Here is a 24,743-nt window from a genome sequence, read left to right as displayed (position 1 = left end):
CCCTTTCCATTCCATTACAGAACATGAAAAAAGTCTTACAATTCTGTAAGACTTTCACTTATATATGGTAGTTGTATAATAAAACAGCTTCCTTTACTTCCATTTCCTTTACCGGAGCTAACCGTTACGATTCCCCTTTGTCTGGTTATTATCTCCCTGGTCAGGTAAAGCCCCACCCCTGAACCGTTCTGGCTCTTAACCTCACGTGAGTTTCCACGGTAAAAGCGTTTAAATATCTCATGATATTCTTCTTTTGGTATTCCAATTCCTTCATCGGAGATCTCTATTCGTAAGAAAGAGACCCGCTTTGCCATCGTTATGGTTATACAACTGCCCGCTTCACTATATTTTATCCCGTTATCCAGAAGATTTACCACAGCTTCACACATCCAGCCAGCATCGTGGGGTATAATAAGGCTCTGCAGTTCTTCCGCTGCCTCCATGGCAATTTCTATCTGCTTTGCTTCCGCCTTCTGGTACACACGATTAACTGCCTCCAGCAGGGTATTAAAGATATTTGCTTCCGCAATCTTTATCTCAATCAAACCGGTTTCTAACCTTGAAATATTGATTAATGCTGCCAGAAGATTTTCAAGCCCTGCTAACATGGCACCGGAACGGTGTAAGAACTCCTGTCTCTCTTCAAGGCTGATATCTTCTCTTCTTAGTATATCAAAACAGGCTTTCAAAGCTGCCACCGGAGTTTTAAGCTGGTGGGAGATATCTGTTACCAGGGTCTTGGTTTCATTTTTTTCCCTGTTAATAAGTTCTTCCTTCATTTTAAAATAATTCCCCAAGGATTCCAGTTGGATTAAAATTCTTTTAATAGCAGCTTCCTTTTCGCTAAGCGCCTCATAGTCTGTGATTCTATAATCCCCCTTACTGTAATCGACAAGCAGTCCTTCGAGGCTGTTAAGCTCACTCTTTACCAGCTTTCGGTTGTTCCTCCATAACCAGATTAATATAACAAGAACAGTACAATAAAAGCACAAAGAACATACGCCGATTGTTATCAGTTTATCCTTTAGTTCCTGGCTGTAGACATTATCAATGCCGCTGAAGTATCCATATTCTTTCAGAATATCCTCGCCTATACTTTCATTGCTTATTTTCTGTCCTTTTAGCAGTTCAGAAGCAAGCCTTAAAAAATCGGTATTTTCTGGGTTCTCCGCTGCAATGCTGCTGATTATCTGAATCTTCTCCCTGTAATTCTGATATTCTCCCCAGGATAAACCTGCCACTGCCAAAAGTATCAAAAAAAACAGGAGCACCGCGGCTGTTATATATTTCTTCTGCATTCCTGATTCCATAAATATCCCATTCCTCTTATATTTTTAATATACTCAGGTTTGGCACTGTCTGGTTCTATCTTCTCTCTGAGTCTCCTTATATTGACTGCCACTGTATTCTCATCCGCAAAATTGCCATCCATATCAAAAAGCTGCTCTAATATCTGGTTCTTGGACAAAATCTGCTTTGGGTGCTCTAAGAATAATCGAAGCAGCTTCCATTCATTTTTTGTAAGATCGATAGAATTACCTTCTATTTGAACACGCATATCAGATATAGAAAATTTTATTCTGCCAGACTCTATTACATCTGAATTTACCGGACTCTGTTTTCGAAAATAAGCTGCCACCTTCATAGTTAGTACAGACAGACTGAAGGGTTTTGTCACATAGTCATCTGCACCGGCTTCATATCCTATGACCTGGTCCGCTTCTCTGTCCATTGCTGTAAGACATATGATATGTGCCTGGCTTACTTTTCGGACTTCACGGATGAACATTAGTCCGTTGCCATCTGGCAGGGTAATATCACAAACAATAAGCTGAGGCTTTACTTTCTGAAATAACCGCCTGGCTTCTCCAAGTGAAAAACAGGAATATACCTGATATCCTTCCTTTTCCAACAGGAAGGCAATACTTCTGTTAACACTGTCTTCGTCCTCAAGGATTAATATCCGGTTCCTGGTTGGAATATTAGGTTGTAGTAAATCTGAATTATTATTGTAATTCATGCCTATGTCCTTTGTTGAGTTGTTCAGTAAACGCTTCTATATAATTTGACCTGGAACTATTTTTCATCCTTTGAAACATCACTATATTTTAAAGTTTTAATTTTAAGGATTTATTTTTAGGCCTTAATTTTAGGCTTTAATCTCAGGCTTTAATCTCAGGCCTTAATTTTAACTATATTGTCATATCCTATCTCAAATATAGCTGTAATTTTCATATATTACAACCTTTTTCTGGAATAACGTGATGGTAAGTGACTCTGGCAAAAATAAATTAAACCTACTTTCTGGTCAAATTCATAAATTTTTTGACTCAGCTCAATTATTTTATTGAATTTTATCTCTAGCTTTTTCTCTAGCTTTAGCATTTTCTATAATATAATAAACTTTCAAATAATTTAAAGTCATATACTGAATCTACGTTATCTGTTGCTCTATTGCCTTGTAAAAGCATTTTCCAGAATGAGGGCACTATTTCCTGCTCTTGATTTTCGATTAATAACTATGAATTTTTAACCTTGAACTAAAAGCAACCGTAAAATACATAATAAATCCCAAGGATTTACCTTACCGAAGAATGTATTCGACAGAGTATAGAACCTTGGGATTTAACATGTAAACACTAAATAATATTCAATTTATACACTTCTTCGTCATCTACCACTTCTCCGGTAGTAACAAAACCTGCTTTTTCATATAAACCCTTTGCCATTATATTATCCAATGCAACAGATAAATAAATTTCCTTACATTGGAATTGCTTTTTCATATCTTCAAGAATTAATGCCAGGGTCTGCTTGCCATAGCCTTTTCCCTGATACCTTCTGTCAAGCATCAGCCTGCATATCTCATAGATATTCTCTTCTTCGCACAAGCCATACATGGCAAAACCTATAAGGTTCCCCTCAGCCTCAATTGCTTTGGTTACCCAGCCCTTTTCATATATCGACTGTACGATGGAGTATGCATTAGAAGCCACATATTTTTCGCCAATGGTATGGCTGCCATCTTCGTTTGAAGTAAGCAGGATTACTTCTTCCCAGTTTTCTTTCGTTATATCTACAAGTCTCATTTATTATCCATCCTTTTTAAAGAGGCGAAACCCTCCCTGGTATTCTTTGCTTATTATTCTTCATAAATGCTCCTCCTTTCTCAGCTGATTCTATGTAAAATAGTTAACTGCATTATTTATTTTACAATTATAACAGTCTTACTTCTAATGAGCCAGGTAAATTTCGGATTTAAATATAAGAGTAATTCACCTATTTTAGCGTTAATATCTAATATTTCCAACTATATTCCTTGAACCATACTGTTTTCTATTATAGTAAATTTTCATCTTAAAGTAAAATGTATCAAAATAATTTAATTTCTGATATCTAGACATAAAAAAGAGCCTTGTCAATCGTCATGATAGATACTTAGCTGTTCTTGTACTTTAGCAAAACATACTATGATTAAAGAACAGATTTAAGCAAAAACCCGCCCACAATTCGCAAGTGATTTTAAAGCGATTTAGGGAGCAGTAGCACTGTAGGCACTGTACAAGAAACGCCATTAAAATCCTGTGTGCCCAGAAAATGGAGCGAAAAATGGCATTTAATTTTTGAGTTCATACCATACAATGAAAGAGGTTTGACAATGGGGCTAAGTATTTTATTTTTGACCGATCAGATACCCCACAAAAAAAGAGCCAAGACTTATCATCTCAGCTCTTTACTCCTACAGATACTGTGGCGCATATTGTCAGTGTTTCTAAAAAAGAATCACCTCTTCTTTATGCCACATTTGCTTATTAAGACTCCACATTCTAACATACAACTTAAATCATTGTAATGTGTCAAATCCGTATAAGTTTACAATTGTAACAAATCAGTTATAAGTTAATTCTGATTATTATCTATATACCTCAACATCTACTGTCTTTGTAAAATATTTGCATAAATTTAAGTTATGTGTTACCATAATTATCGTAACTCCCTCTTTATTCAGTGATTGCAATAAACTCATAACAATCAATTCATTATCTTTATCAAGACCTGATGTCGGTTCATCTGCTAATATAATTTTACTCTCTTGTAAGATAAGCTTAATAATTGCTATTCGTTGCTGTTCACCTCCGCTTAACTGATAAACTTTTTTATTGGAGACATCAATTAATCCAAATTTATTAAGATACCTTTCGATTCGCTCTAACTTTTCTTTTTTACTTATTCTTTTATATTCTAACGCCAACTTCAGGTTCCATAACACACTTTCATCTTCAATTAATCCATAGTTCTGAAATAGATAACCAATTGTGTAACGTCTTAATAGAAGTGCATTTTTACTATACATCGTTAATTTTGTATAATTGTCAATTTGAATTGTGCCTTCTGATATGTCTGTAATTAAACCAATAATATTGAGCAGTGTAGTTTTTCCTGCCCCACTTTTTCCAATCAATCCTATAAATTCACCTTTATTTATGTCAAGACATAAGTCATTAAATAATACTTGTTCTTTGTTGTATTGTTTTTTTATATGTTCTAGCTTAATATAACACATAAATTATGCTCCCTTCTCAATTTCATATAATACTTTTCGTATATATATCTTATATAACAATTCACAAAATACCCAATCTATGAGAATAATTAAAAATAAGCATGAAAAATATGGACTAATTATACTAAAAATAACTGTTATACCTATTGCAATTCCCCATAAAAAGTATCTGTTTTTCAATATCTTCGAATGAGAGAAACCCATAATTTCTTTTAGTGCATATCTCTGTTTATTTACAAATACATCAACGTAATTAGACATATAAAGGATGAACATCAAAGAAACAATAAAAACAATTGCAAAGATGATAATAGTTTTTAATACAAACGTTACACCTTCTAGTTCCATTAAATATGGAGTTAATAATGTTCCTGCTGTAACTAATTTACCCAATCCGTAATCTGTCAATAATTTTGAAAATTGTTCTCTTGAATCCAACTCAAAAAAAGTACTCCTTGTGTTTAATGAATCTAAGTAATATAAACCGTCGAACTCTCCTGTATCAAGAATTATTATGTTTCCTGACATATCTGAGAAACCTTTTTCAGTGTTAATTTTTATTGTTGAATTATCTTCTACATAAATAATGTCATAGTTATTTGCCACCCTTGTTTCTTCTTGTAGATGATAAAACTGATTATAATTTAAAAGTCTATAATATTGCTGTAAAACAAAATCTCTAATAACGCTCTCATCTTCTTTATATTTTTTTGGTACTAAAATAGTAGGTGTATCTATTTTACTCGTATTTAGATTGCCTATCGCTGTATTTATATTAGAAAAATTATTTAGATAATTCTTGTTTGCAATTACAAAATGCGTTTCATAATAAGGCCTTGAAGAAGCAATATCAGATTTATTGATATTTAATGCACTACTATCACATAGCAATGAGTTATTATTTGTATATAATTCTTTCATTGAATCTGAATACTTTAATAAGATATCTAAGTTATTTAAAGCGTAATCATAATCTACTGAATTAAATCCATTTGCAGTATAATAACCCTCAAGATATTTATAATCTAAAACTGCCTTTTGGCTATCTTTATATTGGTTACTTTGCTTAAGTAATGTGATGACTGTAAATGCAATCATAATTGAAAATACTATTTTAACAAATTGCACAAAAATATTGGTACTTATATTTAAAGTCTTATTTTTTATCATAGCTTCCAAATTTACCAATTTGATTAAGACTGAGGTATTCAATATAGCAATGATGTTTAAGAGCAAAGCAATTAAAAAGAAAATTAAGCGAAATATAAAATAAGAAAATGTAAACCTCCTAGATAGAATATAAAAAATATCTTGTATAAATCCAATTACAACATAAATAACAACATAATATCTAACTATATTAAAAATTTGTTCTTTCAAAATACGTGCACTTGAAAACCCCATGCTTTTCTTAATGCCAATTTTTTTAAAACTATATGAGGTATATATACAATAAATAATCTGAATGATTACTAATAATATCGCAAAATTCAAAATATTCAAATTAAATACCATGTTATATGGTATAGTATTATCTTTAAATGGTTTGATGTTAGTTTCTAATTCAGAAGCGATAGTCAGTAATTTTTCATAAGGAACATTAGTATAGAAATTACCTACGCTATCCAAGAAATCTTCTTTTGTTAATTCATAGTACTCAAATTGCATAGTTTGGGAAATAGGCTGTCTTCTAGAAAAATCATTTATAGGATAGCAGTGTAACTCATAAACAGATTTATCAGTAGATGTTAATGTATTATGTATGGTTTCTAACTTATATTCCGGATAATTTTCCATAAACATATCATAAAATCTATCTAAATTATTTGAATTACCGTCTTCAAATGTGTATCCATATAAACCATTCGAAGCTATATTATTTTTTTCGTATATATTGTATATAGAGCTATTGAATATATAAGTAAATAACATTATCTCCAGTAAAACAAAAACTTTTAAAAAATTTCTCATGGAGCAATACTCCCCTTCTCAATAATAAAAATATTGAGAGGGGCTAAGAATAGCCCCTCTCAGAAGACTAATTAATTATTTAGCATCATATGGGTAATAGTCATAATAAGATGTTTCATTAGCCCAAAATGAACGGTTCGCTTCCTTGTAAGCATAGTTTGAAAGAAAACCACTGGTATAAGTATCTCCCCCAACCTTTACGGTCGCTTTTACCATATAGTTTCGGGTAATACCCTCTTTGCGGCCTATTTCAGAGTACACAACAGAACTGGTTTGTCCACCATTGTAGTATAAATCGCCACCAGCTACATCAATAGCATATGCTGCAATTGGTGTACCAAGTACAAGAGAAGCTACTGCAAGACCTGCAACTTTTGATTTCAGTTTCATGTTTCTCATTTCTAAATCCTCCTTTCGGTTGTTTAGGTTGATATTGTTATGCCTGTTTAATTTTGTCAATTCAAGTATATCATATAGCATATTTAATGACATCATTTTCCAATGTATAAAATAAATAATTTAATATACATTACTTTGTTAAAATTTACCATGTTAAAATATATTATCTGTTAATTAAAACCAAATAATGAAATAAAAATCTAGTAAATCTTCTCTCATCCAGAACTTCACTAATACTAATAGTGTTAAAAAATTTTAATGCATCCAATCAAGCTTTTTAAATCAAATAACATATTACTGAAAGGTTCTTTTGGTTCTTTCAGGCTAAGAAACTATCTATAACATTTTTCAGGAACGACAAAGATATCAATAAAATTTATTTGAGGATTTTAAGCTAAAGTAACTTACAAAAAGAAAGAAATATGGTCTCTCTGACAAGCAGAAAGACCATATTTTTATAAAAATTATTAAAATTACAAAAATTTCCAATAAAATCAAGGTGTTTTACATATCTTCACTAAGCTTGGTTAAGCGCATCGCCTGGTCTGCTGCTATAAGACTGTCCACAACCTCTTCCAGATCTCCGTTAAGAACATTATCCAGCTGGTGAAGGGTAAGCTTTATGCGGTGGTCTGTTACACGTCCCTGAGGAAAATTGTAGGTACGGATCTTCTCAGAACGGTCTCCGGTTCCCACCTGGCTTCTTCTGGCTTCTGCCTCTGCATTATGGGCTTTTTCAAGCTCCAGCTCATAAAGCTTGCTTCGTAATACCTTTAACGCCTTATCCCTGTTCTTTAACTGGGACTTTTCATCCTGACAGGAAATTACGATACCTGTAGGAATATGAGTCAGACGAACAGCAGAGTCAGTAGTATTAACGCACTGTCCACCGTTACCAGAGGAACGGAATACATCAAACTTACAATCTTTCATATCAAGCTCTACGTCTACTTCTTCTGCTTCCGGCATAATTGCAACCGTTGTGGTGGAGGTATGGATACGTCCGCCGGACTCGGTTACCGGTATACGCTGTACACGGTGTACACCGCTTTCATACTTCATTTTGGAATAAACACCTTTACCATTAATCATGAAAACGACTTCCTTAAAACCTCCAAGACCGTTTTCATTTAAGTTCATCATGTCTATCTTCCACTTCTGGCTTTCGGCGTATTTGGAATACATACGGAAGAGCTCGGCTGCAAAGAGAGCTGCTTCATCACCACCGGCACCGCCTCTGATTTCCACGATAACGTTCTTGTCATCATTAGGATCTTTGGGAAGAAGAAGGATTTTAAGTTCCTTTTCAATTGATTCGATCTTTTCCTTGCAGGAATTCAGTTCCTCTTTGGCAAGCTCACGAAGTTCTTCGTCGCTTTCTTCCTCTAACATCATAAGGCTGTCTTCAATTCCTGCCTTTGTATCCTTATATTCTGTGAATTTCTCGACAAGGGGAGCAAGGTCATTCTGCTCCTTCATAAGCTTACGAAAACGCGCCTGGTCATTTACTACACCTGGGTCATTTAATTCATCCGTTAATTCCTGGTAACGGATTAATAAATCTTCTAATTTATCAAACATTTGGGTTCCTCCATTTTTACATTGGTTGAATTGGGTTTTTTGATACTCGCTGCAATTTATGGTATCAATACCCATTTCAAATTATTAGCACTTTAAACTTTCCAGGTTTGAAACGCTAAGTAAAAGGTTCCCCTTTTTTCTGACTCCATGTTCCTGTAACTACTCTGTCAAGTCCTGCCAAATCTTTTATTATATTAATGTTTTTCATTTCTGCTTCCTGTAACAATTTCTTCACTGCCTCTCCCTGATCATATCCAATCTCAAAAAGGACGTGTCCGCCGGGATTAAGATAATCCTTTAACCCCCTGCAGATCTCTTTGTAAAAAAACAGTCCGTCTTCCTTACCGTCAAGGGCTATAACTGGTTCATGATCCTTTACCTCTTCCATTAAGGTAGGAATAACTTCTGTTTGAATATATGGTGGATTTGATATTATTATATCATATTTTCCTTCAACCTGTGAATAGATATCACTTTTTATGAAATCAACGGAAACCTGTAATGCCTCCGCATTTTCCCGTGCTATCTCAAGTGCTGCTTCTGATATATCTATACCCGTTCCGTATTTGATGCCGCCAAGCCTGGCTAAAGATAAAAGGATACATCCGGAACCTGTGCATATATCAAGTACACCCTTTCCTTCACTTAGCTTCAGAGCTTCCATAACCAGTATCTCTGTATCCTGTCTTGGTATTAATACACCTTCCCGAACCCGGAAATTTAAACCCATAAATTCCTGTTCACCGGTTATATACTGGAGTGGTATGTGACGACAGCGTTTCTTTATACCTTCCTGGTAGGCTTCATAATCCTCAAGTGACATTTCTTTCAAAGGATTCATGAGATACTCTGCCTTACTTATACGAAGCAAGGAAGACAATAACAGCCATGCATCAATTTCACCATTCTCTATATTACTGTCTGACAGTTCTCTCCTGCCGGTTTGAAAAGCCTCTTGTATGGTTATCATTTTACGATCAATCCTTCTTGTCAGCCTCATCGGTAACAGCCACAAAGTCATCCAACGCTCTTAAGATTTCATCCTCTTCTTCAAAGATATCCCTTGCCTGTAAAGGTTCCATTCTCATAGAGGTTGCTGCAGTTTCTCTTACAGCTTTATTATCTTCTGCTTTCTTCTGATTATTGCTTCTTGCAGTATTTGCTCTGTCTTTTTTACCAGATGTACTTTTTTTATTATTTCTTGCGGCTGAATTCTGTTTCTGGGTACTTTCCTGCTTCTGGACATCTGTTTGATTCTGGATATCTGCTTGTTTCTGATTACTTTTCTCTGACTTTATACTATCCTCTGACTTGAGATTTTTATTCTCTATGTTCTTATTATCTCTATTCTGACTATTGTTGCTTTTATTATTGCTTCCAGTCTTCTGGACAGATTTTGCCTGAGCTGACTTAGAATTATTTTGTGTGTTCTTAGAAGTGTTTTTATTACTGCTGGTGTTTTTCGTCCGGTTGTTTGATTTTCCTTTTGCTTCAGGAACAGCTGACTGTTTTTCGTTTCCTGCCGTCTTGCCTTCCTCTGTTGGAACCTCACCGGTTTCACTGTCCTCAACTCCTAAAAAGTCTTTCCAGTTAAATACCGCTTCTACTGATTTAATTGCTACCTCTATCATATCGTCATCAGGTTCTCTGGTGGTAAGTCCCTGAAGCCACATGCCCGGTTTGCTTAACACTCTGACTGCAATAGAATCGTTTCTTCCGGCAAAACGGATAAACTCATAGGATATACCGGCAATTACCGGGATCAGTATAATTCTGCTTGCATAACGAAGCCAGGTAATATCTGTACGGATAAACATAAAAAAGATTACACTTACAAACATAACGATAAATAAAAAGCTGGTTCCGCATCTTTTATGCTGTCTGGACTGCCATTTTACGTTTTCAACTGTTAGTTCAAAGCCATTCTCAATACAATTAATGGTCTTGTGCTCCGCACCATGGTACATAAATACCCGCTTAATGTCCTTAAGCTGTGAGATTGCAACTACATACAATACAAAGATGACAATTCTTATAATACCCTCAACCAGGGCAACCAGGCTGTCCGATGAGATAACCTTACCTAACTGAGTGGCAGCAAATGCAGGCAGAACAATAAATATTCCCACTGCCAGCACCACGGCAATAATCATGGTGATAGCTGCCAGTATTGCTTCTCCTTTATCTTTAAAAACCTTTGATATAGCCTTGTCCACTTTTGATTCTTTGGCTGTTTCCTCTTCTTCATAAAAGCTTGCGGAGAAATTAAGAGTCTTAATCCCAATTGACATGGACTCTGCAAAAGCCAGTACGCCTCTTAGGATTGGCAGCTTCCACACTTTATATTTATCTGCAATACTGTTAAAAGAGTCTTCTTTTACTATAATTTCGTTGTCCGGCTTTCTTACGGCAATGGCATAACGTTCTTTATTCTTCATCATTACGCCTTCAATAACTGCCTGTCCTCCGATTCCTGATGGTTTCATATGCTTATCCTTTCTTTGATAAAACATGCCCTGATAATATAAATCTAAATACGAATTTAAAAATAGGCTGAGATAATCATACCTCAACCTGTTTTTAACACATAGTCATTATTGTCATTTATTGTTCCTGATTAAGACCATATCTGCGGTTGAACTTATCAATTGCACCGCGAGCCGCTGCAGCTTTCTGCTGTCCGGTATAGAAAGAATGGCACTTAGAACAGATTTCTACGTGGATATCGCTCTTTGTTGAGCCTGTTACAAATTCATTACCACAGTTACAAACTACCTTTGCCTGATGATAATTAGGATGGATTCCTTCTTTCATGCTTTTCACCTCTTTACAAACAAACATAATTTTCTTAAAGTTGACTAATTGTCAAACTAATTCATCATTTAAAACAGCTTTTTAATTATAACATAGGATTATTTGGTTTGCAAGTCCTAATTAATCAATTTCGTTTTTTTCACAGTCTCGATAAATTCTGCATTTGTCTTCGTTTTCAGGAACATATCTATAATCCGTTCTACAGCATCATCGGATTTCAGGCTATTGAAAGCTTTTCTCATGAGATAAGTAGCTTCCAGCTCTGACTGGCTTAATAAGAGGTCGTCTCTTCTGGTGCTGGATCTGGGAAGGTCAATGGCAGGGAAGATTCTCTTCTCAGAAAGGTTACGATCCAGAACAAGTTCCATGTTACCAGTTCCCTTAAATTCTTCAAATACTACGTCATCCATACGGCTTCCGGTATCTACAAGGGCTGTGGCAAGTATGGTAAGACTGCCGCCTTCTCTCATATTTCTAGCTGCTCCGAAGAAACGTTTTGGCATATGGAGTGCCGCAGGGTCCAGACCACCGGATAAAGTTCTTCCGCTTGCCTGGACTGTAAGGTTATAAGCTCTTGCAAGCCTTGTTATACTGTCTAAGAGGATTACTACTTCCTGTTTATGCTCTACGAGACGTTTAGCACGCTCAATTACCATTTCTGATACTCTTTTATGATTTTCCGGCAGTTCATCAAACGTAGAGTAGATAACTTCTACATTCTTACCTTCAATGGATTCCTTAATATCCGTTACTTCTTCCGGACGCTCATCAATCAGAAGAATAATCAGCTTCACACCGGGATGATTTATGGTAATTGCTTTGGCAATCTGCTTTAAAAGTGTGGTCTTACCGGTCTTAGGCTGGGAAACAATCATACCTCTTTGTCCTTTTCCAATAGGAGATACCAGGTCCACCATACGCATGGATACATTCGCTCCAGGTGTTTCAAGGTGAATTCTCTCATTGGGGAATATGGGGGTCAGATCCTCGAATTTCTTACGTTTCTGTGCTTCAGCAGGATGAAAGCCATTAACACTCTTAACAAATAAAAGAGCGCTGAATTTCTCTCCCTGGCTCTTAATTCTGGTATTTCCAACAACAATATCTCCTGTCTTTAAGCAAAAACGCCTGATCTGAGCAGGTGATACATATACATCATTCTCACCGGGCAGATAATTATCGCAGCGGATAAAGCCATAACCATCAGGCATCACTTCCAAGATGCCTTCCTTGGTCTCACCACTATCTAAAGCCTCTGTATCCTGGGGCAGGCTGCTTCTTCTGACTTCATTTTCCTGGTTGCCATTCTGCCAATAGGAATTCTTTCGGCCGTCTTCCTGTAAATTCTGGGTATACTGCGGATTCTGGGGATTTCTGCGGGGATATCCCTCCTGATTTCCGGAAGTACTTCTTGTGTCGGAGATATTTCTTGTATCCGTATTATTATCGTTTCTGTAATTTCTTCTTATCTGAGTTGAAGCGGCTTTTTCTTCTTCTTTGTTGTCTGTTTCTTTATTGTCCGCTTCTTTATTTGTTAGTTCTTTGTTTATAGGTTCTTTATTAATCAGCTCTTTACTGTTTGCTTCTCTATTATTAGCTTCTCTATTACTCACTTCTTTATTATATACTACTTTATTATATACTTCTTTGCCCGTCTCTTCTTTACCAGCCTCTTCTTTTGTTTCACGTTCTTCTTTAATTACAGTTTGCTGCTTTGCCGGTTTCGTCAGCTCAACTTCTTTTTTCGCCTCCCCTTTCCCAGCAATATTCTTCTTTTCTTCCACTGCCTCTGTACCCGCTCCTAATATATCAATAAGCTCCTGTTTACGCAGGGTGGATACACTTTTAATGCCTCTGCTCTTTGCTAATGTTCTAAGCTCTGCTAAGGACATTTCACTAATTTGTACTTCCATGAATTCTTGCTCCTTTACAAGTATAAAATTGTTTAAAGTATTTGGGAATGGTTTCGATTTGATCTAGAAGTTCTCATGAATTAAACCAAAATATTACTACTGTGATATATTATAACCTATTATATACAAAAAATAAAGTATCTTTTACACAGCTTTATATAATTTTCTTATCTTGCTTTCCCTACTTTTCAGTGATATGATGTCTTTAGCCAAGCGGCATTCATAAGGAAGGCGGTTAATTTTATGACAAACAGTGATAAAGCTCTGTTATTACACGAACAATGGCAGGGAAAGATTTCAACAGAGACAAAATGTTCCGTTAAAACCAGAGAGGACCTGGCACTTGCTTATACCCCAGGTGTTGCTGAACCCTGCAAGGTAATAGCAGAAGATAGGGATGCAGCCTATAAATATACTTTAAAATCCAATACCGTAGCAGTTGTTTCAGACGGCAGTGCCGTACTGGGTCTGGGTAATATCGGCCCCTATGCTGCCATGCCGGTTATGGAAGGTAAAGCAGTGTTATTTAAGGAATTTGGAGGTGTTAATGCATTTCCCATCTGTCTGGATACACAGGATACAGAAGAGATCATCGAGACTGTAGTCCGAATCGCTCCTGCATTTGGCGGTATCAACCTGGAGGATATCTCTGCCCCCCGTTGCTTTGAAATCGAAGAACGTTTGAAAGAACGCCTTACTATACCTGTATTTCATGATGATCAGCACGGTACAGCAATCGTTGTACTGGCAGGCGTAATCAATGCACTCTTAGTAACCGGAAGAAAGAAGGAAACTTCCAGAGTGGTTATTAACGGCGCCGGTTCTGCAGGTATTGCCATTGCCAAACTGCTCTTAAGCTACGGTTTTAAGAACCTGACACTTTGTGACAGAGTTGGTATACTCTCAGAAAATACGCCGGATCTGAACTGGATGCAGAAACAGCTCACCGCCGTAACCAACCTGGATAAGAAAGAAGGCTCATTAAGCGATACCCTAAAAGGTGCCGATATCTTTATCGGAGTATCCGCTCCCGGTATTGTATCAAAGGAAATGGTCGCATCCATGAATAAAGATGCCATATTGTTTGCTATGGCAAATCCTGTACCTGAAATTATGCCGGACCTTGCAAAAGAAGCCGGTGCAAAGGTAATCGGAACCGGAAGATCTGATTTTCCCAATCAGGTAAACAATGTTATTGCTTTTCCCGGTATCTTTAAAGGTGCCCTTGAAAGCAGAGCAAGTCAGATTACGGAAGAGATGAAGTTAGCTGCTGCAGTTGCAATTGCAGGACTCGTAGCTGAAAATGAGCTGAATGAAGATAATATTCTGCCTCAACCTTTTGACCCCAGAGTCTGTGAGGTAGTCAGCAATGCCGTGAAATCCCACGTTATGAAATAAGTTTATTTACTATTAGCAGAATCTTAGGAAGGAGCCGCCTGTTGTCAGAGAAAAGAATGAGGGGCGACAAACCCTATTACTCCCTGGATTATTACCTGAAAGAAACCTTTGGCAGGAAAATATATAAGCTCTCTTTAAATGCAGGTCTTACCTGTCCTAACAGAGACGGAACCCTTGGTCTTGGCGGCTGTATCTTCTGCAGCAGTGGCGGCAGTGGCGATTTTGGTGCTTCTCCTTTATTATCTGTTACAGAACAGATTGAAGCCGGTAAAGCACTTATATACAAGAAGCTTCCGGCAGCTGTGAAAGCTGCTCCGGTCAATTCCGGAGAAAATGAGGCTTCCTTTATCGCTTATTTTCAGGCTTATACAAATACTTACGGTGAAATCTCCTACCTGCGAAAGACATTTATGGAGGCACTGAATCATAAAGACATTGCCCTCTTATCCATAGCTACCAGACCTGATTGTCTGGGAGAGGAAGTTCTTAAACTTCTGGCGGAATGTGCCGCTAAAAAGCCATTATGGGTAGAATTGGGGCTTCAGACCATTCATGAGGATACTGCAGAACTCATCCGAAGAGGATATCCGCTTTCAGTCTTTGAGAAAGCCGTTGAGGAGCTTAATGCCATTGGAGCAGAGATTATTACCCACATGATACTGGGGCTTCCCGGCGAAGACAGCTCAAAAGTTCTTGCCTCCATGGACTATCTGGCAAAACAGCCCATACAAGGTGTTAAGCTGCAGCTCCTCCATGTACTTAAAGATACGGATCTTGCCCACATACCCTATAAAGCTATGGAACTGGAAGATTATACTGATCTTTTAATAGCCTGTATTGAGAAACTGCCGGATTCCATGGTAATACACCGGCTTACCGGTGACGGGCCTAAGAAACTGTTAATCTCCCCATTATGGAGCGGTAATAAGAAACTTGTATTAAATCACATTCATAAAGAGATGAAGGCCAGGGATTCCTGGCAGGGAAAATCGTTGTAATTTCTTTTTGCGAAAGGAGGCTTTTTATGCAGACAGATGCGTTAACTCTATACAAACTGATTATACTTTTTCTTTTGGACAAAGTAGATTTCCCTTTGACAAATGCTCAGATTTCTAACTTTATCCTGGACAAGGAATATACCAATTATTTCAGCCTGCAACAGTGCATATCCGAATTAACAGAAGAAGAATTCATGACGGTGGAAACCGTCGGTCACAGCTCCCTGTACCAGATAACCCCTTCTGGTGAAGAAACCCTTTCCTTTTTTCAGAATATGATATCCTCTGCAATTCAAGAGGAGATTATAAGCTATCTAAAGGAAAATAAGTATTCCTTACGAGATGAATCTTCCATTCTTTCCGAATACCATAAAACCGGCAAGGATGAATATACGGTTTCCCTGCGTGTTATGGAAAAAAAGAATCCAATCATAGATATCAATCTAGCCGTACCTACCGAGGAGGATGCCTCCAAAATCTGCAGAAACTGGCGTGGACAAAGCCAGGAAATATATTCTTATGTCTTAAGCAGTCTTTTGAAGGAATAACAAATAAACTCGAAAATTAAAATACCGGTCTTGCTGCAGAGCAGGGATATTTCTTCCAATACTGCAATAAGACCGGTATTTTAATTTATTCTTCTGAACTGCCTGTTTCAATATTTTCTTCGATAAGATCCCATATTTCATCTCTGCCCTGTTTTGACAAGGCTGAGAAAGGAAGAATTCTGGTTGTGCTTTTTGCACCAAGTCCCTGCCTTATCAGCTTAATCTGCTTATCCTTCTGGCTTCGGTTAATCTTATCCAGTTTTGTTGCGATAATTACAGGCTCGTAGCCCTGATGAACGATCCAATCGTACATCAGCCTGTCATTGACAGAGGGTTCATGCCTTATATCCAATAATAAAAAGATTATCTTAAGCTGCTTGGAGGTCTTAAGATAGTTCTCAATCATCTTCCCCCATTTTGCTTTTAATGCTTCGGAAACTTTAGCATAACCATAGCCTGGTAAATCTACAAAATACAATTCTTCATTAATATTGTAGAAGTTAATAGTCTGGGTTTTTCCGGGCTGACTGCTGGTTCTGGCATACGACTTTCGATTCATCAGTCCATTTATCAGTGAGGACTTTCCTACATTTGATTTTCCCGCAAAGGCGATTTCCGGTTTATCATTTTCCGGTAATGTGCTGGTTATACCGCAGACTGTTTCCAGGTTGACGTTCTTTACATGCATATGTTTCTCCTTTCCTGCCGTTATAAGATAACAGCATATGGTTTTCATCCAGGCAGCTGAAATGCCTGTGCCGGTCTTGTTGTTCCACACTGTGTAATACCTATGCGTAAAACAGCAAGTCGTGAATTTAGGATGCACTGGTGTTACGATCTATTCGTTGTATTTATGCAAAGGCATATTTTATTACTTCCGCCATGTTATCTACAAATTTGAGATCGATACCTTCCAGTATTTCTGCTGATATCTCTTCAATATCCTTCTTATTCTGAAAGGGTACCAAAACCTGCTTCATATGAGCCGTCTTTGCTGCTAATATCTTTTCCTTCAGCCCTCCGATTGGCAGCACCCTACCTCTAAGAGTAATCTCACCGGTCATTGCAGTATCCGCCTTAACAGGTTTGCCGGTTATAGCAGAGAGCATGGCAGTTGCCATTGTAATACCCGCAGATGGTCCATCCTTTGGTACAGCACCTTCCGGAATATGGATATGAATATCATGCTTATCAAAATAATCTGTACTGATTTCATACTCATTGCTTACGGAACGTATATAGCTGATGCCCGCTCTTGCAGATTCCTTCATGACATCACCAAGCTGACCTGTAAGTTCGAATTTACCTTTTCCCGGCATTACATTGACTTCTATCTGCAATGTGTCACCGCCTACGCTTGTCCAGGCAAGTCCTCTTACGATACCAACTTCATCCTTCTCATTAGCCTGTTGGAAAAAGTATCTTTGCTTTCCCAGGAATTTTTCAAGATTTTTATCGTTAACACGTACTTTTTCCGTATTATTGCTTACAATTTCCTTGGCTGCTTTTCGACAGATTGCACCGAGTCTTCTCTCCAGATTACGCACACCGGCTTCTTTGGTATAGCCTGTAATGATTTTAGTAATTGCTTTATCAGACACTGTTATCTGCTTGCCACTCAGACCATTACGGGTAATCTGCTTTGATAGCAGGTGCTTCTTAACAATATGGAATTTCTCGTTCTCCGTATAGCTGCTGACTTCGATTACTTCCATTCTGTCCAGAAGGGGCTTGGCAATTCCCTGCAGGGAATTAGCTGTTGCAATAAAGAGCACCTCTGATAAGTCTACCGGAAGCTCTACATAATGATCTACAAACTTCTTATTCTGCTCAGAATCAAGCACTTCCAAAAGTGCAGCAGAAGTATCACCTTTATAATCACTGCTTACCTTATCTATTTCATCCAGAAGCATTAAAGGATTCTTAACACCTGCATTCTTAAGACCTGTAATGATTCTTCCAGGCATCGCTCCCACATAAGTTCTTCTGTGTCCTCTGATTTCTGCTTCATCTCTTACTCCGCCAAGACTGATGCGTACATATTCTTTGTTTAAAGCTCTTGCTACAGAATTTGCAATGGAGGTCTTACCGGTTCCCGGAGGACCAACCAGACAGAGAATGGGACTCTCCCCTTTCTGGGTCAGTACTCTGACGGCCAGGAATTCAAGAATTCTCTCCTTAACCTTTTCCAAGCCGTAATGTTCACGGTTTAAGATAGCTTCTGCATTTTTGATATCTTGTTTGTCATCACTAACCTTATCCCAGGGAAGGCTTAATAAAGTCTCAATATATCCTCTTACGACTGCTCCCTCAGAGGAACTTCCGGAAACATTCTTAAAACGTTCTATTTCTTTGATTATCTTCTCTTTGACTTCCGGAGCTGCTTTTAACTTCTCTGCTGCTATCAAATAGTTATCTGCGTCAGCAGCACTGTTTGACTCTCCAAGTTCCTCTCTTATAAGCTTAAGCTGTTCTCTTAAGATATACTCCTTCTGATTCTTATCCACTTTTTCCTTCACTTTGACCTGAAGGTCTTTGCGGATACGGATGATATCAATTTCTTCCGTCAGGATAACCATAATCTTTTCATAACGCACAAGAACCTCTGCCGATTCCAGTAAGCTCTGTTTATCCTCCAGGGTTAAGGGCAGGTTAATGGCTATCTGGTCGATTAACTCGCCTACCTCCTCCAGCTTCATGATAGTCTTATAGATATCTTTTCCAATCTTAGGGTTCTCATTAAAATAAACTTCCAGTATATCCTTAAGCCCTCTTAGCATAGCCTTCTTCTCTGATTCACCGGCGGCTTCCAGGTCATCTTCCAGTATTTTCACTTCACCTACTAAAAAAGGAGTTTTCTCCACTATATGATCTAATTCTGCTCTATCTGTTCCGGTAACCAGTACACGGATAACACTTCCGGGCAGCTTAATTATCTGCTTTACCAGTGCTATTGTGCCGACGGAGTACAAATCCTCCTGATCCGGTGCTTCCATATCTGCATCTTTTTGAGTCAGCAAAAGTACCAATTGGTCATTTTCCATGGCATTTTCGATAGCCTCAATGGATATCTGTCGGTTTACGTCAAAATGGATTTGCATTCCTGGTAGCACAGCCATTCCCCGAAGTGCAACAATAGGCACTTTTCTGCTGTAATCACTCATACTATAACCATGCCTTTCTCTTAGCCTGCAATCTTTGGGCCGCAGGCTTAAATTTGCGTGTAAAAATGTCCTTTATCCACACGAACCCTCATCTATGTGCCTTATACACACAGAATTAAGATGTTTCGATGTGATTTTCTCGTTTAATTAAGATAAAAACTGCCTTAAATCCTCTTATAAGGTATTTTAAGGCAGTCCCTATAACAATCGAATCTACTCAATTTATTGCATTTGCTTATTCCGCTTATGCAATCTCATTGCTGTTCTTCTTCGATATTCTTTTCGTGATAGCTTTTCTTGGCTGGTTATCCTCTGTACTTATCAGTGTTGGCTGATTACCGCCTTCAGCAGCTTCTTTTGTTATAATGCATTTCAAAATCTGAGTATCTGTAGGGACTCTATACATGGAATCCATCATAACGGATTCCATTATAGCACGCAGACCTCTGGCACCGGTTTTTCTCTCAAGAGAACGTTTGGCTATAACACGAATTGCTTCATCCTCAAAGTCTAATTCTACTCCATCAAGCTCAAAGAGTTTCTTATATTGCTTGATAATAGCATTCTTAGGTTCTGTGAGAATTCGGACAAGTGTTTCCTCATCCAGCGCATCCAAAGCCACATTAACAGGTACACGTCCTACGAACTCGGGTATCAAGCCGTACTTTACGAAATCCTGAGGCATTGCCTGACGGAATAATTCACCTATATTACCTTTGTTCTTCTCTATGATTGAAGCATTAAATCCTATGGATTTCTGACCGATTCTGCCCTCTACTATCTTCTCCAGGCCGTCAAAGGCACCACCGCAGATAAATAAGATATTGGTGGTATCAATCTGAATAAATTCCTGATGGGGATGTTTTCTTCCGCCCTGGGGAGGTACGGAAGCAACGGTTCCTTCCAGAATCTTAAGCAGAGCCTGCTGTACACCTTCACCGGATACATCTCGTGTTATGGAGGTGTTCTCAGATTTTCTTGTTATCTTATCAATTTCGTCGATATAGATAATACCGTGTTCAGCTCTTTCAATATCAAATTCTGCTGCCTGAATAAGCTTTAGAAGTATGTTTTCTACATCCTCACCAACGTAACCCGCTTCTGTTAAAGCAGTAGCATCTGCAATCGCAAAAGGTACGTTAATAAGCTTTGCCAGGGTTTGTGCAAGAAAGGTTTTACCGGAACCGGTAGGTCCTACCATAAGAATATTACTCTTTTGCAGTTCCACATCCAAATCTCTTCCGGCCAACACTCTCTTATAATGGTTATAAACGGATACCGCCAGGACCTTCTTAGCATCCTCCTGTCCAATTACATACTGATCCAGAAAGGTCTTGATCTCAGTTGGCTTTAATAAGTTTATATCAGTATCATGTACTTTATCATCAAATTCCTCTTCCACTATCTCAGAGCAGATTTCAATACACTCGTCACAGATATATACGTTACCCGGTCCAGCAATGAGCTTTCTTACCTGATCCTGTGTTTTATTGCAAAAGGAACATCTTAGTTGTTTTCTGTCATCGGTTCTGTTTGCCACTCTCTTTCCCAACTCCCTTCTTCCAGCAATTTAAATTACCTGTTTACAATAACATTGTCGATAAGCCCGTAAGCTTTTGCTTCTTCAGCTGTCATATAATAATCTCTTTCTGTATCGACTTCGATAACCTCCAGAGGTTTTCCGGTATTCGCTGCCAGAATTTCATTCAGTTTCTTCTTGGTCTTTAAAATATTCTCAGCAACAATCTTAATGTCTGTAGCCTGACCTTTGGCACCGCCGGAAGGCTGGTGAATCATAACTTCAGCATTGGGCATGGCAAATCTCTTACCCTTAGCACCGCCAGCTAACAGGAAGGCTCCCATACTGGCTGCCATACCAAGGCAATAGGTAGATACGTCGCATTTGATATAATTCATAGTATCATAAATGGCCATACCTGCTGTAACGGAGCCACCCGGGCTGTTTATATACAGATGAATATCTTTTCCAGGGTCTTCAGACTCAAGGAACAGTAACTGTGCCACAATAACACTGGCTGACACATCAGTTACTTCCTCTCCTAAGAAAATAATTCTTTCCTTTAATAATCTTGAGTAAATATCGTAAGATCTTTCACCGCGGCTTGTCTGTTCAATGACATAAGGTACTAAACTCATAGTTATCCTCCTTTACTCTGCTGCTACGGCTGTCTCTCCAATCAGATCAACTGCCTTTTGTACAGCCATATCCATAATGATTTGTTCTTTCTCTTTCTCACCGATTAATTCTTTTAACTTATCAGCTTCCATTTTATAGTTCTCTGCCATCTGAGCGATTTCTTTCTCGAAATCTTCATCAGCGATAACAATATTCTCAGCTTTTACAATAGCCTCTAATACCAGTCTTACCTGAATAGTCTTTAAAGCCTGAGGACGCATCTGCTCAAAAAGCTGCTCACTGTTAGTACCTGTAAACTGGAAGTACTGTTCAACAGTCAGTCCCTGAGACTGGATTCTCTGAGCGAAATCGTCTGCCATCTGTCTAACCTGTGTATCAATCATAGCATCAGGAATATCCATCTGTGCATTCTCGATAATCTTATCGATTGCTTTATCTTCCTTAGCCCTCTTAGCTTCTTTTTCTTTCTTGTCCTTTAATTTAGCCTGAATATCAGTTTTGTATTCCTCTAATGTATCAAATTCGGAAACATCTTGTGCAAAATCATCATCTGCTGCAGGTAATTCCTTTGCTTTGATCTCTTTTACGGTAACCTTAAATAAAGCAGGCTTACCTGCCAGTTCCGCTGCATGGTATTCAGCGGGGAAGGTTACATTAACTTCAACTTCTTCCCCGATATTCTTACCGATTAACTGGTCTTCAAATGTGTCAATAAAGGAATGGGATCCGATAGTTAAAGCGTAATCCTCCGCCTTTCCGCCTTCAAAAGGAACTCCATCAACAAATCCCTCAAAGTTGATTACTGTCTCATCTTTGTCTGCAACAGGTCTGTCAGTTACAGTTACGATTCTTGCATTCTGATCTCTTACTTTGTCAAGCTCTGCTGTGATGTCTTCTTCTGTTACTTCTGCTGAAGGAACTTCAACAGCGATTCCTTTGTAATCACCAAGTGTTACTTCAGGTTTAAGAGCAACTTCTGCTGTGAAGATAAAAGCCTTTCCTTTTTCGATCTGTGTAACATCGATCTCAGGTCTGGATACAAGTGTAAGACCGCTTTCTTCAACAGCTTTCTCATATGCATCAGGAATAATAATATTTGCAGCATCTTCATAGAAAACACCGGAACCGTACATCTTCTCTATAATAGAACGAGGGGCTTTACCCTTACGGAAACCTTGTATATTAAATTTTCCTTTATTTTTGGCATAAGCTTTCTCAAGAGCTGTGTCGAATTCCTCCGCAGCAGTTTCGATGGTAAGCTTTACCATGTTTTTCTCTAATTTTTCTACCTGTAAACTCATTTAAAATTTCCTCCTTAAAATATGTGAAACTATATTACGCTTCTCACGTAAATTGTATAACTTCCCATTTTGACGATTTGACATTAGTATATTATATCATAGGTAATCTGTAAATACCATATTTTTTTCATGAAGCAGCATCTACTTTTCTATTACATGGCCCTGGCTTTTTAATTTGTCTACAACCATATTAACATATTTTTCACAGTCTTTCGTTGTAGGAGCTTCTACCATTACACGAAGCACCGGTTCCGTACCGCTCTCCCTGACCAGAATTCTGCCGTTATCCCCCAGCTCTTCTGTTACTTTTGCCACTGCATTTACGATTTCAATGTCTTCTCTGGCGGTCTTTTTATTATTGACACGAACATTCTCCAATATCTGAGGATATATCTGAACATCTTTGATAAGGTCGGACAGTTTGGTTTTGTTTTGTATGATTACTTCCATAATCTTTAAAGACGTAAGGATTCCATCACCTGTTGTGGCATGTTTGCTGAAAATAATATGCCCGGACTGTTCACCTCCAATAGAGTGACCGTTTTCCATCATATTCTCAAACACATATTTGTCACCTACAGTTGTTTTCTCATAAGCGATTCCTTTTTCCTCAAGTGCTTTATATAGTCCCAGATTACTCATAATGGTAGTTACTACGGTATTATTGTTCAGCTCATTGTTTTTCTTCATATCAACGGCACATACATATAGAATAAGGTCTCCGTCAATAATATTGCCTTTATCGTCTATTGCTAAACATCGATCAGCATCACCATCGTAGGCAAAACCCACATCCAGGTTATTCTCCAGCACATATCTGCGCAGCTGCTCCATATGTGTGGAACCACAGTCTTTATTGATATTAAGACCGTTTGGTTCATTACTTATTACATAAGTTTTAGCACCCAGCGCATCAAATACTCCTTTGGCTATGGAATAAGCAGAACCATTGGCACAATCGAGGCCCACCTTCATATTTTTAAAGGAATTAGCCACCAGGGAAATCAGATAACCGATGTATCGGTTTCTTCCATTTACATAGTCCGTAGTTCTGCCGATGTTATCTTTGGTTGCATAGGGTATTTCCTCCCCTTTTCCGTCTATGTAATTCTCGATAAGTTCTTCCACTTCACTTTCCAGCTTGTAACCCAACCCGTTTATTATCTTGATGCCATTATCATAATAAGGATTATGACTTGCAGATATCATAATACCGCAGTCAAAATCTTCACTGCGGACAACATAAGATACGCTGGGTGTAGTGGTTACATGCAAAAGATATGCATCTGCACCGCTGGCAGTCAGTCCTGCAACCAGTGAATACTCAAGCATATAACTGGAGCGTCTGGTGTCTTTTCCGATTACAATTCTGGCTTTGTGTTCTTTGCCGTAATAATAACCCAAAAATCTGCCTACCTTATAGGCATGCTCTACCGTTAAATCAATATTTGCTTCCCCTCTGAAACCATCGGTACCGAAATATTTTCCCATGTTTTTACCCTATAGCTTCGGTCAGGTTTGATACCTGCCTGCTACCCTTTCATTTTCTATTCTAATAATCCCATATAAGTTGTGTTTAAATGCAATTAAAATTTGTACCGGAACATATTATATGAACCTGTTCAACCTATATATGTAATGTTCTAATAATCAATAGTATATCCTGCAAGGTTTCTGCAGTCCAAAAACGATTGTATCATAACCAATTGGCATGCGCAAGTAATTGAGGCTACTATATAATATGAGCCTTTTTTTGTCCCTGTGTGCATTTTATATTTATTGCCTGCGCTAATAAGGGGAAGTATATTTTTTGATAAAAAAACATCATCTTATATGTATGACTGTAACAGCTCTTTTAAGCCAATGGTCATATATATTAGATGATGTTTTATTCGTCTGGCCTATGACAGCTATAAGGCATCTGTCTTATAGTT

Annotated in this window: 20 protein-coding genes; 3 read left to right on the top strand and 17 right to left on the bottom strand. The window is 37.9% G+C overall.

The window, feature by feature from the left end:
• Positions 1-35: 35 nt before the first annotated feature.
• The 11 genes from BR73_RS0104640 to rho all read right to left on the bottom strand — a co-directional run bounded on the left by BR73_RS0104640 (position 36) and on the right by rho (position 13,242).
• Positions 36-1,310 (bottom strand): HAMP domain-containing sensor histidine kinase, encoded by a 1,275-nt coding sequence (locus BR73_RS0104640; protein ID WP_033164575.1) that lies wholly within the window; start codon positions 1,308-1,310, stop codon positions 36-38.
• Positions 1,280-2,020 carry a response regulator transcription factor gene (locus BR73_RS0104635; RefSeq protein WP_051684965.1) on the bottom strand — a complete coding sequence of 247 codons (741 nt, stop codon included), beginning with the start codon at positions 2,018-2,020 and terminating at the stop codon, positions 1,280-1,282. The genes BR73_RS0104640 and BR73_RS0104635 overlap by 31 nt, the downstream gene beginning before the upstream one ends.
• A gap of 619 nt (positions 2,021-2,639) precedes the next feature.
• Positions 2,640-3,089, bottom strand: coding sequence for a GNAT family N-acetyltransferase (locus BR73_RS0104630; RefSeq protein ID WP_033164574.1), 450 nt, complete (start codon positions 3,087-3,089; stop codon positions 2,640-2,642).
• An 824-nt stretch (positions 3,090-3,913) separates the two neighbouring features.
• Entirely contained in the window at positions 3,914-4,564 is a 651-nt protein-coding gene (locus tag BR73_RS0104620) for an ATP-binding cassette domain-containing protein (protein WP_033164572.1), read from the bottom strand.
• Positions 4,565-4,567: 3 nt separating this feature from the next.
• Positions 4,568-6,535, bottom strand: a complete 1,968-nt coding sequence (locus BR73_RS0104615; RefSeq protein ID WP_033164571.1) for a hypothetical protein — start codon at positions 6,533-6,535, stop codon at positions 4,568-4,570.
• A 75-nt stretch (positions 6,536-6,610) separates the two neighbouring features.
• Positions 6,611-6,934: a hypothetical protein gene (locus BR73_RS0104610; RefSeq protein WP_033164570.1), complete on the bottom strand. Its 324-nt coding sequence runs from the start codon at positions 6,932-6,934 to the stop codon at positions 6,611-6,613.
• Between the two features lie 504 nt (positions 6,935-7,438).
• Positions 7,439-8,515 carry a peptide chain release factor 1 gene (gene prfA, locus BR73_RS0104605; protein ID WP_033164569.1) on the bottom strand — a complete coding sequence of 359 codons (1,077 nt, stop codon included), beginning with the start codon at positions 8,513-8,515 and terminating at the stop codon, positions 7,439-7,441.
• Positions 8,516-8,630: 115 nt separating this feature from the next.
• Entirely contained in the window at positions 8,631-9,485 is an 855-nt protein-coding gene (prmC, locus tag BR73_RS0104600) for a peptide chain release factor N(5)-glutamine methyltransferase (RefSeq protein WP_347463153.1), read from the bottom strand.
• A gap of 7 nt (positions 9,486-9,492) precedes the next feature.
• Positions 9,493-11,001: a DUF1385 domain-containing protein gene (locus BR73_RS28145; protein ID WP_081848540.1), complete on the bottom strand. Its 1,509-nt coding sequence runs from the start codon at positions 10,999-11,001 to the stop codon at positions 9,493-9,495.
• A 118-nt stretch (positions 11,002-11,119) separates the two neighbouring features.
• Positions 11,120-11,329 carry a 50S ribosomal protein L31 gene (gene rpmE, locus BR73_RS0104590; protein WP_033164568.1) on the bottom strand — a complete coding sequence of 70 codons (210 nt, stop codon included), beginning with the start codon at positions 11,327-11,329 and terminating at the stop codon, positions 11,120-11,122.
• Between the two features lie 116 nt (positions 11,330-11,445).
• Positions 11,446-13,242 (bottom strand): transcription termination factor Rho, encoded by a 1,797-nt coding sequence (rho, locus tag BR73_RS0104585; protein WP_033164567.1) that lies wholly within the window; start codon positions 13,240-13,242, stop codon positions 11,446-11,448.
• Between the two features lie 243 nt (positions 13,243-13,485).
• Between rho and BR73_RS0104580 the strand changes: the two genes are divergently transcribed.
• Genes BR73_RS0104580 through BR73_RS0104570 form a run of 3 tightly spaced genes read left to right on the top strand, consistent with a single transcriptional unit; the run spans position 13,486 to position 16,186 of the window.
• Positions 13,486-14,640, top strand: coding sequence for an NADP-dependent malic enzyme (locus BR73_RS0104580; RefSeq protein ID WP_033164566.1), 1,155 nt, complete (start codon positions 13,486-13,488; stop codon positions 14,638-14,640).
• Positions 14,641-14,681: 41 nt separating this feature from the next.
• Entirely contained in the window at positions 14,682-15,638 is a 957-nt protein-coding gene (locus BR73_RS0104575) for a TIGR01212 family radical SAM protein (protein ID WP_347463151.1), read from the top strand.
• A gap of 26 nt (positions 15,639-15,664) precedes the next feature.
• Positions 15,665-16,186 (top strand): DUF4364 family protein, encoded by a 522-nt coding sequence (locus BR73_RS0104570; protein WP_033164565.1) that lies wholly within the window; start codon positions 15,665-15,667, stop codon positions 16,184-16,186.
• An 85-nt stretch (positions 16,187-16,271) separates the two neighbouring features.
• Here the strand turns inward: BR73_RS0104570 and yihA are convergent, their stop codons facing one another.
• The 6 genes from yihA to glmM all read right to left on the bottom strand — a co-directional run bounded on the left by yihA (position 16,272) and on the right by glmM (position 24,300).
• Entirely contained in the window at positions 16,272-16,874 is a 603-nt protein-coding gene (gene yihA, locus BR73_RS0104565; protein ID WP_033167084.1) for a ribosome biogenesis GTP-binding protein YihA/YsxC, read from the bottom strand.
• A gap of 163 nt (positions 16,875-17,037) precedes the next feature.
• Entirely contained in the window at positions 17,038-19,350 is a 2,313-nt protein-coding gene (gene lon, locus BR73_RS0104560) for an endopeptidase La (RefSeq protein ID WP_033164564.1), read from the bottom strand.
• Between the two features lie 244 nt (positions 19,351-19,594).
• The gene (gene clpX / locus BR73_RS0104555) at positions 19,595-20,890 is read right to left on the bottom strand and encodes an ATP-dependent Clp protease ATP-binding subunit ClpX (RefSeq protein ID WP_033167083.1); all 1,296 of its coding nucleotides are present in this window, start codon (positions 20,888-20,890) and stop codon (positions 19,595-19,597) included.
• Positions 20,891-20,925: 35 nt separating this feature from the next.
• Positions 20,926-21,507: an ATP-dependent Clp endopeptidase proteolytic subunit ClpP gene (gene clpP, locus BR73_RS0104550; protein WP_033164563.1), complete on the bottom strand. Its 582-nt coding sequence runs from the start codon at positions 21,505-21,507 to the stop codon at positions 20,926-20,928.
• A 12-nt stretch (positions 21,508-21,519) separates the two neighbouring features.
• On the bottom strand, positions 21,520-22,809 hold the full coding sequence (gene tig, locus BR73_RS0104545) for a trigger factor (protein ID WP_033164562.1): 1,290 nt from the start codon (positions 22,807-22,809) through the stop codon (positions 21,520-21,522).
• 141 nt (positions 22,810-22,950) lie between these two features.
• On the bottom strand, positions 22,951-24,300 hold the full coding sequence (gene glmM / locus BR73_RS0104540) for a phosphoglucosamine mutase (protein WP_033164561.1): 1,350 nt from the start codon (positions 24,298-24,300) through the stop codon (positions 22,951-22,953).
• Positions 24,301-24,743 lie beyond the last annotated feature (443 nt).

Origin of the sequence: Clostridium sp. KNHs205, from assembly GCF_000702945.1 — a bacterium.
GTDB lineage: Bacteria > Bacillota > Clostridia > Lachnospirales > Lachnospiraceae > Anaerocolumna.
Note: the sequence above shows the minus strand (reverse complement) of the source record. Positions and strands in the feature narration are given on the sequence as shown.